15 protein-coding genes and 1 pseudogene are annotated in these 11,706 nt (G+C 36.9%); 4 read left to right on the forward strand and 12 right to left on the reverse strand.

From position 1 onward, the window contains the following. The 5 genes and pseudogenes from A33I_RS06135 to A33I_RS20215 all read right to left on the reverse strand — a co-directional run. The coding region (locus A33I_RS06135; RefSeq protein WP_031311466.1) for a T7SS effector LXG polymorphic toxin at window positions 1-194 on the reverse strand (194 nt) is incomplete at its 3' end. Between the two features lie 232 nt (window positions 195-426). Further along, entirely contained in the window at window positions 427-1,629 is a 1,203-nt protein-coding gene (locus A33I_RS06140; protein ID WP_022627600.1) for a DUF418 domain-containing protein, read from the reverse strand. A gap of 181 nt (window positions 1,630-1,810) precedes the next feature. After that, complete coding sequence (locus tag A33I_RS06145; protein WP_022627601.1) at window positions 1,811-1,996, reverse strand: hypothetical protein; 186 nt, start codon at window positions 1,994-1,996, stop codon at window positions 1,811-1,813. A 91-nt stretch (window positions 1,997-2,087) separates the two neighbouring features. After that, window positions 2,088-2,324, reverse strand: a complete 237-nt coding sequence (locus A33I_RS06150) for a hypothetical protein (protein WP_022627602.1) — start codon at window positions 2,322-2,324, stop codon at window positions 2,088-2,090. Window positions 2,325-2,608: 284 nt separating this feature from the next. Continuing rightward, window positions 2,609-2,743: pseudogene (locus A33I_RS20215) on the reverse strand (Fe-Mn family superoxide dismutase); the annotation flags it as partial. 107 nt (window positions 2,744-2,850) lie between these two features. Here A33I_RS20215 and A33I_RS06155 point away from each other — a divergent pair. Beyond that, window positions 2,851-3,195, forward strand: a complete 345-nt coding sequence (locus tag A33I_RS06155) for a hypothetical protein (RefSeq protein ID WP_022627603.1) — start codon at window positions 2,851-2,853, stop codon at window positions 3,193-3,195. Window positions 3,196-3,511: 316 nt separating this feature from the next. Here the strand turns inward: A33I_RS06155 and A33I_RS06160 are convergent, their stop codons facing one another. The 4 genes from A33I_RS06160 to A33I_RS06175 all read right to left on the reverse strand — a co-directional run bounded on the left by A33I_RS06160 (window position 3,512) and on the right by A33I_RS06175 (window position 7,183). After that, window positions 3,512-4,351 (reverse strand): TIGR03943 family putative permease subunit, encoded by an 840-nt coding sequence (locus A33I_RS06160; RefSeq protein ID WP_022627604.1) that lies wholly within the window; start codon window positions 4,349-4,351, stop codon window positions 3,512-3,514. A gap of 15 nt (window positions 4,352-4,366) precedes the next feature. Then, window positions 4,367-5,365 (reverse strand): permease, encoded by a 999-nt coding sequence (locus tag A33I_RS06165; RefSeq protein WP_152976444.1) that lies wholly within the window; start codon window positions 5,363-5,365, stop codon window positions 4,367-4,369. A 137-nt stretch (window positions 5,366-5,502) separates the two neighbouring features. Next, window positions 5,503-6,471 (reverse strand): CobW family GTP-binding protein, encoded by a 969-nt coding sequence (locus A33I_RS06170; RefSeq protein ID WP_022627606.1) that lies wholly within the window; start codon window positions 6,469-6,471, stop codon window positions 5,503-5,505. A gap of 178 nt (window positions 6,472-6,649) precedes the next feature. Further along, on the reverse strand, window positions 6,650-7,183 hold the full coding sequence (locus A33I_RS06175; protein WP_031311467.1) for a GNAT family N-acetyltransferase: 534 nt from the start codon (window positions 7,181-7,183) through the stop codon (window positions 6,650-6,652). Between the two features lie 132 nt (window positions 7,184-7,315). Here A33I_RS06175 and A33I_RS06180 point away from each other — a divergent pair, with 132 nt between their 5' ends. After that, window positions 7,316-7,498, forward strand: coding sequence for a hypothetical protein (locus A33I_RS06180; protein WP_152976445.1), 183 nt, complete (start codon window positions 7,316-7,318; stop codon window positions 7,496-7,498). Window positions 7,499-8,089: 591 nt separating this feature from the next. Further along, the gene (locus A33I_RS06185) at window positions 8,090-8,272 is read left to right on the forward strand and encodes a hypothetical protein (protein ID WP_022627609.1); all 183 of its coding nucleotides are present in this window, start codon (window positions 8,090-8,092) and stop codon (window positions 8,270-8,272) included. A gap of 37 nt (window positions 8,273-8,309) precedes the next feature. On the opposite strand, the gene A33I_RS06190 is transcribed toward A33I_RS06185, so the two are convergent. Next, complete coding sequence (locus tag A33I_RS06190) at window positions 8,310-9,080, reverse strand: polysaccharide deacetylase family protein (RefSeq protein ID WP_022627610.1); 771 nt, start codon at window positions 9,078-9,080, stop codon at window positions 8,310-8,312. A 145-nt stretch (window positions 9,081-9,225) separates the two neighbouring features. Here A33I_RS06190 and A33I_RS06195 point away from each other — a divergent pair, with 145 nt between their 5' ends. After that, the gene (locus tag A33I_RS06195) at window positions 9,226-9,834 is read left to right on the forward strand and encodes a CBO0543 family protein (RefSeq protein ID WP_022627611.1); all 609 of its coding nucleotides are present in this window, start codon (window positions 9,226-9,228) and stop codon (window positions 9,832-9,834) included. A 2-nt stretch (window positions 9,835-9,836) separates the two neighbouring features. Here the strand turns inward: A33I_RS06195 and A33I_RS06200 are convergent, their stop codons facing one another. Further along, window positions 9,837-10,736 (reverse strand): alpha/beta hydrolase family protein, encoded by a 900-nt coding sequence (locus A33I_RS06200; protein ID WP_022627612.1) that lies wholly within the window; start codon window positions 10,734-10,736, stop codon window positions 9,837-9,839. A 121-nt stretch (window positions 10,737-10,857) separates the two neighbouring features. After that, complete coding sequence (locus tag A33I_RS06205) at window positions 10,858-11,247, reverse strand: YndM family protein (protein WP_022627613.1); 390 nt, start codon at window positions 11,245-11,247, stop codon at window positions 10,858-10,860. Window positions 11,248-11,706 lie beyond the last annotated feature (459 nt).

Genomic DNA, 11,706 nt, shown 5'->3' on the forward strand with positions numbered 1-11,706 from the left:
TGAATAAATGGGAGGTGGCATTCTTGATAAAAACGACGAATGGCCGTCCCTCCCTCTCCTTTTAAGGAGTCACTTAAACGAACAATACCCATTACGGATGTTTCGATTTGTTTAAGCTGTTCTTGCTGATGTTCTATCTTTGTTTTTATTTCATCTATACCACTATGTAAGCCAGACACGTCTAATGTTTTCATACATCACCTCTATTAAGCCAAAAGGAATACTCCAAACAGGGAATGGGGAGCAGCTAAGGGGCGAGGGTAAGTAATGACAAAGGATGCCGTTTAGGAGGCGAAAATAACCCTAGTACGAAAATAAGCATAGATCCATGTCTATGCTTATTTAGGCTGTTTTTTCATCTACTAATAACGACTTTTGTTAGTATTCGCTTCCTTCCTATAAAATCAATTTATTATTTTTCCACTTTTAAAGTTTTAAAGATTGAAACTCTCCGTATGTTGCTGACCGCCATATCCATTCTAAAGGACCATATTTAAAATACTTTAACCAAAGGTAACTAAATAAAATTTGTATAGGAAAGACAATCAGACCAATAATAATCCCTAAACCTAAATGTACTTCTCCAAACAATCCAAAGCCTGTAAATATACCGACACCAATGATCGTTTGAAGAATATAATTCGTTAGTGCCATTCGCCCTATATAACTAAGCGGGTGGAGGATTTTTCTCCACTTTTCTTTCTGCAATAAAAATAATAGGGAAGAAATATAAAACAATGACAAACTAAGACCGCTGACAGTTACAAATACTTGTAGAAATAGTTCATTTGCTAGTCCAAAGTTAAATACATCTAAATGTAGAACGACAATAGAAATACTAATAGGGATACTACATAACAAACTACCCCACCATACACGTTTTACTAGGTGTTTATGCGAATGAAATTCACTGATGATATGTCGTTTTCCTACATAAAGACCTAATAAAAACATATACAAAGCCGTAAGCATAGAAAAAGGTAAGTTCATTAAAATCGGGATGACTTCATTAATAAAACGGTAAGATACCCACTCTAAGTAACTCTTATTTTGATAATAATCTATTGCCTCCTCCATTTTTCCAGCACCTTCCGCTTGCAGCTGCTGAATCTCAATTGTTAGTTCTTCAGGAGATGAAAAGAAGTTTAGTGATAGTAAAAAAATAAATGCAACAGTAAATAGTACAAGAAGTCTGAGAATCGTTTTTGACTGTCGATTATAAAAGAGAAGTAAGAGGAATCCAGCTAATGCATAGTTAAGTAAAATATCGCCATACCATAAAAACACAAGATGCATAAAACCGAATAGAGCTAAGATTGTTAGTCTCCGTACATATAAGACATAAAAACGCTTACCCTTTTTTTGCGCTCGGTTCATAAAAATATAAAAACCCAGCCCAAATAAAAAAGAGAATATAGAAAAAAACTTGTTCTCTATAAAAACATCTAGAAATACTCGAATCCACTTATCCGTCTCGACTAATGGTTGTGAAATCATATATAGATCAGCTACTAATTGCGGTGATTGAAAAAGTGGCATATTTACAAAAATAATACCGAACAATGCAAAGCCCCTGATAATATCTAGAGAGACTAATCGTTCATTATGGGATACAGGTTTTGAAATCATCAATTTATGTATATCTCATTCCCCCCTTCTTCTCCTTAATTTCTTGTTTATGACTTATATATGAAGCACCAAGCTACTCTTATCACAACTATGGATAGTTCTCTTACAAGCCTTTTATTGACCCTTCTTAAGCTAGCGCAACCGTAGTTAAAGTACATTCTTTCACAATCAATTCGTATAATTAAACAACTTCACATTTCAGGGAGTTTCTATTTACTTGAATATATTTACCTGTTGATCTATTCATTACCTGAGACACTTCATTCGTATGCGTGATCTCAACCCAATCATTTTGTATATCCACCAGTAATTCCACTTCCATATCAACTTCTCCATATTTTAAACCTCTATAAACTAATTTTGTCATCATTATCCTCCCTCTTTTGTTGATTAATATCGTTGTGCAGCAAAGACTATTTCTAATTGACAGCTCTTGTTGAACTAACACCTCCGTTAGTTTAGAAACAATTTATCACTGTTTTATTTAAATCATTCTCATCAATTAGTATGTTTCCACTATCATCAATGATAAAATCAATCTTTGCATCTGACAGTCTTTCTATCGCTGAATCAATTGTTTCTAGAGAACTCGTTGACGATTCAACCCATACAGCGTCAAAGGTTTTTGATTCAGATTTACAACCAGTCAGTACTATTAAAACAACTAATAATATAAATACTGAATACATTTTCATTTAAAATCCACCTAGACTTTATGTTCCATATAACAGCTTGTTAGCGTAATTAGGCAAGTGATTCCTGATTTAAGCATAGCGCACCTTAGTTCATTAAAGAAATGATTTATTCATTATAGAACAAAGGCATTAAGGAGGAATTCTTTCCTCACGTAATAAGTAAAGAAATATAAACCAAAAGCAAGTTAAAGAATCAATTATGGTGACTCCTAAAGACAGCTTTGATAAAGAGTATCTATGCTCCACAAATTAAAGTCAATACATTAATAAATACGCCAATCAGTCCAGACATCAATCACAAGTAGTGGGATTTTTCCTTCTATTAAAGGAGTAACCTGATTAGGTGTACTCATTAAAGCTAATTCTTTCCCATCTAATACAAGCCAACCATTTCCACTACTAAGGCGATTAATCGCAGCTTATGTCAATAAAAGTGCATGCTAAATGGAATTTCATTTTCATCTCACATAAAAATTTTGCATTTAGGCAAAATTATAGAAATAAAACTAATAGGAGAACAACATTTATGATTTTACTTTCCCTTTTCTTGATGTTAGGTGGGTTATTAATTATTAATACTATTTACGCTTACCAAACCAAGCACATTGACTCTAATTTTTTCCATACTTTATGGTACTATATTAAACTTATCCCTTTTTTCCTGTCTGCAAGTATGATGATTGGATATGGGGTAAAATATCTAACGAAAATAGTAGATAACTTAACCTTTTCACTTATTGTTTCTAAAGGAATGGAAATCCTGGTTTGTGTTGTAATTGGATATATATTTTTAAAAGAAATACCCACTTGGCGAACAGGAATCGGTATTACAATTATCTTATTTGGTTTTTGGATATTAAAAGGAAAATAAGAAAGACCTTAAAGTGCCAAAGGTGAATCTATAATTGTTTTTGAAACTAGTCACTAATTAATTATAATTATACATTCAGCCAGTAATAAAATTGTTTTAACATAGAAAAGTACTACCCTATTTGGGATAGCAGTATAGTTCCAACTAAATCCAACCCTCAAGAATAATTTACCATACATTACTTATACTATGCGAAAACGCCAAGAAGGCACCCTGATCGAAGATGCCTTTTTGACCAATCTTAATAACAATACGAGCTTAAACTACACTCTTCTTTTCTATCATTTGACGAACCAACGCTTTCAAGACTCACTTTCTACGGATACACATACGGATCGATCGGAGGGCTGATCTCTTGCCACCTTTTAACATGGATGATCGGTATCAGCCTACTCTCACTTGTTTTAACGTCTAACTTTCCCGTTACTCGGACCCACATATTCTCTGTAAGTCCTAATTCCCAGCCTTCTTCAATGACTATTCCAGCAGCGTGAGCATCTGCTACACAATGTGTCACAAGGAATCTAGCAAGAACGGTATGCGTTTCTGCGGCCGTTGCGTTCTCTAGTATGAATCCCTCTATGATAATAGGTTTTCCTACAAAATCTTCTGGAAAGCTAGTTACTGCCTGAATGTAACTCGCATAATTGTAAGGCTGAAACTCAAGTACAGATTGATGAACTAACTCCTGAACAGTTTCATCTAATTCATGAAGAGCTACCTCACATGAGTAGGCATCATGAGGGTCTTCATGAGAGTGTTCATGATGATGTTCATGCTGGGTATATATGACTCCTCGGTTAAGAGCTTCTGTTGCACCGAAATCTTTAAAAGGAAGAAGAAATCCGGTCAGAAGTGGTAGGCTAATGAACCCGTAAGCAATCAACGTTCTTAGTGATAACCCATCCCCCTCCTCTTCATGGCTACACCCAAATGGTCCACATTCACTATGATCATGTTCTGATGAAATAAAGATTCGAGGCACTTGTATAGTAAATAAGAGAAGAAAAATGACCGAAGCGACTTGACTAAGATAGACATAGCTGGGATTAATAAAACGTGTGATCTCTCCTGAGTGATGCAGTATGAAGATCAATACAACAAACAGTAATAAAATAACCGCTTTAACCAGCTGCCTCACGTGAATATAGATCATCACAATCGCCTCCTTCTATAGCCAAGGGTGAATGACAAGTAAGGTTCCAAGAACAGTAGTTGTAATAATCACCATAAGAACAAAGACAAATCGCACATTAAACAAGGCCATTAACATAATTGTGTTTTTCAGGTCTAACATTGGGCCATAAATTAAGAATCCAAGTAATGAGGTATCAGGAAATAGATGACGAAAGGAAGCCGCAATAAAGGCATCCGCCTCTGAACATAGTGAAAGCAAGAAAGCCAGTCCCATCATCACAAATGTTGAGAGTAGTATCCCATCACCTAATCCAAGAATCGATTTAGTCGATATGTAGGTCTGAACAAAGGCTGCTAATAACGCACCAATGATCAAATATTTCCCCATATCAAAAAACTCATCCACCGCATGATAGAGCATCGCCTTCAGACGCTTTCCAAAGGGTTGATCAGAACGCTCTGTTTTCACATAGAGCATGTCTTTACTTTTTTTAAGCTGATTGTTTTTAAAAAGTACACTAATGATCGCTGCAATAATAACCGCTATGACAAGACCTACACCCATCCGTAAAGTCGCTATTTTGAAGTCCTCTCCAAAAGCCACATAAGTCGAGATAAAAACAAGCGGATTGATTAACGGGCCTGTAAGTAGAAAACCAACTCCAGCAAAAAGAGGAACACCTTTGCCAATTAAGCGACGAACAATCGGAACAATCCCACACTCGCAAGCTGGAAATAATGCACCTAGTAGACAACTAGTTAATACAGCTAACCCCTTATGTTTTGGGATCAGCTTCTTCAAATGTTCTTCCGTCACAAAGATCTGGATGATCCCAGCAATGAATACACCGATCAATACAAACGGAATTGCTTCAATTAGGATACTAATAAAGATCATATTGAACGTTAAGATCGATTCTGATACGACTAGTAGAGAGCTGGCCTGAAAACTACCGCTTAGAAGTAGCAGAATCACTGCCATTCCGACTATTAATAACCCGCTCACTTTAATGAATTGTCCTTGCATCCGCATACGCTTCATAATCCTCCAGCTTTTTTATTTACTAATACTTATGCAAGAAACAAGCCTTCATGATTACAAATCATAATAATTACGATTTATAATAAAAAGCAAAGCAACTTGATCAAAGCTGCTTTGCTTCCTATTTACTAGGCCCTTATCTCGCTAAAGAACGCGTTCCAATCCTCTTTGATTTTACTTTCATCAAGACTCAACCCAATCAGCACTAAGTAATGATCTCCATGATATGTTGATTTAGTCCAACTTACTCGTTTCATAACATGTTGCATGAGGTATGTTCCATCTTCAAGCTCTACATACCCTTTTGCGCGCAAAAGATCCGTTTTCCACTTCTTTAAAAACTTCTCTACCCTATGTGAACTCGTCGCAGTAGGCACTGGTAAACGAATACTTTTTATTTTGGTAAATGATTTAGGAGGATGCTCGTGGTGATGCTCACGATGATTAGAATGTTTTATTCTTACTCTCACTTTTTTTGTTTTTGTATTTATCGGCTGAAACAAAGAAGTGACATCGACGTCACTATAGGTTGAGTAGGTGATGCTTGAAGTCGAATTTTGTTTTTTTAAGAGCTTATCAATCTTCTGTCTTTTTGCTTCAGAGACTAAATCCATTTTATTGACAATAAGGGTATCCGCCACTTCAATTTGTCTTCTCGTCGTTCGGACTAGCTCACGATCTGATTCAAATATACTGTTGTAGGAAAGGATATGTTCTGAATCGATTAATGTAATAACTTTTTCTAAATATACCTGATTAATCAGCTGAGGTTCTGTTAATGAATCAGCCACCTCTTCTGGATTGGCGACTCCTGTTAATTCAATGAAAATCACATCAGGATCTAAGTTCAATAGTTTTTCCATCGATTGAGCGACTTCGCTCTTCTTATTGCAACATATGCAGCCATCTAATAGTTTTTCAATCATCTCACTTTTACCTTCGAGGATATTTCCATCGGTGTCCGTCTTTCCTATTTCATTCATTAACACCGTTGCCCTTAGGCCTTGATTGACTGATTCCGTCAACAAACGCTCTAATAAAGTTGTCTTCCCGCTTCCTAAAAAACCGCTTAATACAAATACAGGGACTCTAGACATGTTCTCTACCTCCTGAACTATACTCCTCTAGACTACTCCTCATAAATCGTAATTATTCTTATTTAATTCACATTCAACTGAAAATCTCATTAAGCGCCCTTTCTTACCCACCTCATAAGTAGAGTACAAAGACTGAATGAAATAAGACCAACCCTTATGCGATTTGGTCTTAAATAAGTTAATTATTGTTTTCCCATTCACTATGTAACATTCCATAGACAAAGCTATCTGTCCATTCATTCTTGTTCCAGAAATCCTTTATGAAATGAGCTTCTTTTCTCATACCCACTCTCTCACAAACTTTTTGTGATAATGTATTTCGTGCATCCATATTCGCCTGGACGCGGTGCACATTCCATTCATTAAACAGCTTATTAAATAAAAGGCTGACTGCTTCCGTTGCATACCCTTTTCCTGCTGCTTGAGGCGAAAAGCAGTATCCTATTTCAACTGTGTCTTTCATATCCGTATACCATACAGTTAAGTCACCAATCACTTTTTTGTTATTCACTACTGCCAGATTAAGAGTACTTCCTTTTTCTAGCAGGGTATTTCTTACTTTCTCATTAAAGTTTTCATGCATATTCTCGGTTGTCCAGTTATCATGCAACAGATATCTACATGTCTCTTCATCTTTATAAATGTCATATACATCTTCTAAGTCATTGCTTTGAAATAGTCGTAATGTTAGTCGTTGACTGCTAAATTCCACTAAATCTCCCCCATACATACTATGTCTCTTATTCATGTATAAATAAGCTTATCATGAATTTTCTATTATTTTGTAAAAATACTATGCTTTTGGTAAACTACCAATATTGACTAGTTTAACTGGAGGTTTAATTTGTTGAAGGAAATGACCTATTTTCCATTTATTTATTTTATCATTCTTACTCTCTTTCAAGCGTTATTCCGTGAAGAGATTACTTGGTTTGATAATGTAATGGTGGCGATCATTATGTATCTCATCATCAAATTTGTTCATTGGTGCATGGTGCCGTATAACTGGAGTAAGAAAAAATCTTAATGCGTGTGAGGTATAGTAGGTGTTGATCTCCGCTGCAGGCACACGCTATCTGCGGTCATGCCGGGTGTTTCCTCCTCGATACGATCTAGCAGGATACCTACTAGCCACGTAAAAATGAACTCACTCCCATAATGGTTGTTGATCTCCGCTGCAGGGACTCGCTTTCCGCGGGCATTCCGGAAGCCTCCTCGTCGCACGCTCCTGTGGGGTCTTCCTTAGCCACGCACATCCCGCAGGAGTCGAGTCCCTTCCGCTCCAATCAACAGAGGAAGGATGTTGTAAAGTGCTCACTCATTATAAGTAGCTTCTAAACCTAACAGACGCTGAGGCAGATTAAAGCAATAGTTATTAGAACTGCGCTTACTTCCTACTCAATCTCACAACATTTCTTGAAAAAGCACATAACCTAGCGGATGAAATATGCGGAGACTCCAGCGGTGCCTAGAGCAAGGCTGAGATCCCACAGGGCCAAAGCCCGAGGAAGCTCAGCAGCTCACCGCGGAAAGCGAAGCATATTTCAGGAGCGACGACTATACTACATCTCCTGTTTAAGGTTAAGGAGACTTGATTTTATTTTAAGGAGGTTATCTTTTGTTTAAACAACCTCTCCGCTATTCCATTATTTATGTTTTATTGTTTTGCTCGTATCAATTTTTGTTTCGCGATGAGATCACTTGGATGATGAATATATTCACGGGGATTTGGATGTTTTTATTTTTACATTTCATCAAGTGGTGTATGGTGCCGTATGATTGGAATAAGAAAAAGCAATAACAAAAAGCATACCAGGAACACTTGGTATGCTTGCTGCTTATTTCTTCTCGTTTTTCTCTTGAATATCCATTAAGGGAACTTGGAACTTTTTATCTTCTTTTAATAATTCTGAAACGGTGACAAATTGATAGCCCTTCTTTTGAAGCTCTGGGAGGATGATTGCCAGTGCTTTGACCGTTTGAGATCGATCCCCGCCATAATCATGAAATAGAATGATGTCGCCATTGGTAATGTTTTTGAGCACTTTGTTTACGATCGCCTCAACCCCCGGATTTCTCCAATCATACGTATCTTGATGCCACGACCACATGACAGCAATATAATCATTTTCGCGAATGTTATGGACTATCTCATCATTGTAAAGTCCGAGTGGTGGCCTGAAGAGATTTGGTCTAGCTCCTGTTACATTAAAAATCGCTTGTTCTGCGTCTTTTATTTCTTTATCAAGCTCACTTTGCGAAAGAGTGCTTAAATTAGGGTGAGTATTCGTATGGTTCGCAATTTCATTTCCCTCTTTAATAATCCTCTTTGCCACTTCAGGTGCTTCTTCTACTCGATTTCCGACCACAAAAAACGTGGCTGATGCGTTATGTTCTGCTAACAGGTCTAAAATGGTATTTGTATAACGAATGTCCGGACCGTCATCAAATGTCAGGGCGACCATTTTATGTTTCGTTTTGACTTCCCACACGACATCCCCTTTTTCTTCATAATAAGACCGGTCACTTTGATGCGCAGCAAATGTCTGGTGATATGACACAAATAGTATGATCATGACGAGTAGCAATACTCTCGTTACTTTCCCCATATTGAAGCTCCTTTTACAGTTGATTAGGACTAGTATTTGATCATGTAGCTGGTGCTATGTGTAGGTTAGTTATTGAATTTATTACATATCCTTTTCGAAGCGGGGAAAAATATATTAGAATTCAAGGAGCAAGGGGGTGCACAAAGTGGAAAAGGTAATGGATCAAGAGCAGCGGACATTATATGAAAACATACAAGCTACAAAAGAACAGTTATCTCAAGTGGAACTAGAGTATTGGAATCTTTATTCATCTTTTACGACGCTTGAATTTTGGGTGATTTTTCTGTTGTTTTTTGTAGCGCCTTTAGTTGTATTGTATTTTGTAATTGATCGAAGAAGAATATTTTTGTTGGGCTTTTACGGGTTTAATATTCACGTATGGTTTGGTTATATAGACACTGCAGGGGACAGAATGGGTTTTTGGGGATACCCCTTTGAGATGATTCCCTTCTTATCTGGAAACATCTCATTAGAAGCAGCTCTTGTGCCTATCTTATTTATGCTCGTTTATCAATGGACGTTAAATCACAAGAAGAATTTCTATGTATACTCTCTTCTATTATCTGTACTCTTATCATTCATTGTTAAGCCGCTTTTAACCATGCACTTATTTTTTGAGCTGCATAATGGAACAACGTATGTGCACTTGTTTATTTTATATGTGATCATCTTCTTATTTTCAAAATTGATTACGAACGTGTTTATTAAAATGCACCGGAACGCAAAACTTGAGAGTGAATTGGTGGAGGAATAATGTTAATACGTATGCTTCCTTGTCCATTTGCAGAAATCACTTAATAAGTCTGCAAGTCCGGGGCTGGCTTTGGATTCGATCTCATCCCATGTCTGGTATTTTGCAGAGCTAGCATAGCTATGATTGACTCCTTTTGTCACTCTGATTTCCCATGGTATGTTTACATCTTTCAGTAACTCACGTGCTAGCGGTTCATTTTTCTCTAATGGAACTAGGTGATCATTTTCTGCAAAGGCAAAGTAAGTCGGTACCTTTATGGCTTGAATAACATCTCTTGCATCATAGCTCAGGATGTAACTTATGTATCCTGTTTTAACGAATGTTGATATGTATTGGTAAAGGGTAAGGCTTGTGCTATACAGAAAAAGCAGCCATTTCACCGACCGTCTGAATCCTCGCATGATTAATTCCGACTCCATATTATCAACCATTTGCTTACGCACACTGTAGGCTGGACCGGCGATACTGAGTGCTGACTTAATATCATTTGGATACATTGAGGCAAGCAGCTGAACAATCCACCCTCCCTGACTATGACCAGCCACGCTGATGTGGTGTTCTATGATTTCAGGGCGTATCTTCATCAATTGAATGACATCATACATATCGTCTGCTCTGCCGTAGAAACTTTGTGATTTCCAGTTCCCTTTAGAATCTCCTACTCCCCGCTTATTAACGAGTAATACAGCAAAACCCTCTGCTAAACAAACTGACACAAATGTCCGGCAAAAATAAAAAGAATCATTCTGCCAATCCATTTTGTAAGACAAGCTGCCAGAGCCTGTTACAAAGACAATTAATGGGCATTTTTTGCTGCCTTCTGGTTTAAATAAATGACCGCTTAGTAAGGTCCCGTCTCTTACGGGCAGTTGTATTTCCTCTGCTTGTTCGAGTTTAAGCAACTTATCCACCCCCATATTATTATATTATAGCTCTTTTCGCTTTGGGGGCTCTTATTATATTCATCGCTCGAGGGCACAATTAAAAAGCATCAGAGATGGAATCCTCTGATACTTTCTATTTTTATTCAATTTCCGTCTTCCATTTTCGGTTTCCTGAACCGTATCTGCCTAATTCTTTGTTCGAAATATAGGTATGGAAGAAAAATTCAAATACACCGACTACAGGAGCGGCAATAAGAGCTGTTATGGCCATCGTTCCAATAGAATAACCATATGGTATACCCATTAGCCAAACAACGATAAATGCTAAACCCAAGTCTGAACCTGTGGCAATCTTATTATTCGTTTTAGGCAAAATGATCAAGTCGCCTGTTATATAAGACCCTATCCCTAACACAAGGGTAATAAACAGGACATATTCAAATGCCATTCCAAGCCCGAGACCAAGTATCAAGTAAAGGATAACCAGTGTTGCAGCTCCTTTGATGAGCAACGCTTTGACATGTTCCATTATTATCTCCTCCTTGTATTTTTCTCTGCTTACAGTTCTTTACACTGAGAGAAGAAGATGAAAACATTTTGATACTAATTGGTTCAAATGGACTAATATGGAATAAGTAGGCAATTTTAATTATTGATCTTTAATTAATAAAGGCTGAAAAAAAGTTCAATTTCTATTAAATCGTATCGTTGTACAGTGCAAGAAATAACTCTACTGCTTTGCTTTTTTCATCGTTATTATTCAACATAAGTACCCGTTAGCAACACTAGGACAGTGCTAGATTCTTCCTTTATTGCTACCTGTTACTTAAAGAAGCAAAAATCATTTAGCAGGCATTGAAAAAGTTATAATACTACTATTGCCTTGTTCTATTTTCGAATAAATTTCTTTAATTATTTCTTTCGCCCTGTCATTTGTGTCATATTTCCCTAATACTTTACTCCAATAAACGAAAAAGCTTCTGCTAAC

Origin of the sequence: Alkalihalophilus marmarensis DSM 21297 (assembly GCF_000474275.2) — a bacterium.
Classification (GTDB): domain Bacteria; phylum Bacillota; class Bacilli; order Bacillales; family Bacillaceae_D; genus Alkalihalophilus; species Alkalihalophilus marmarensis.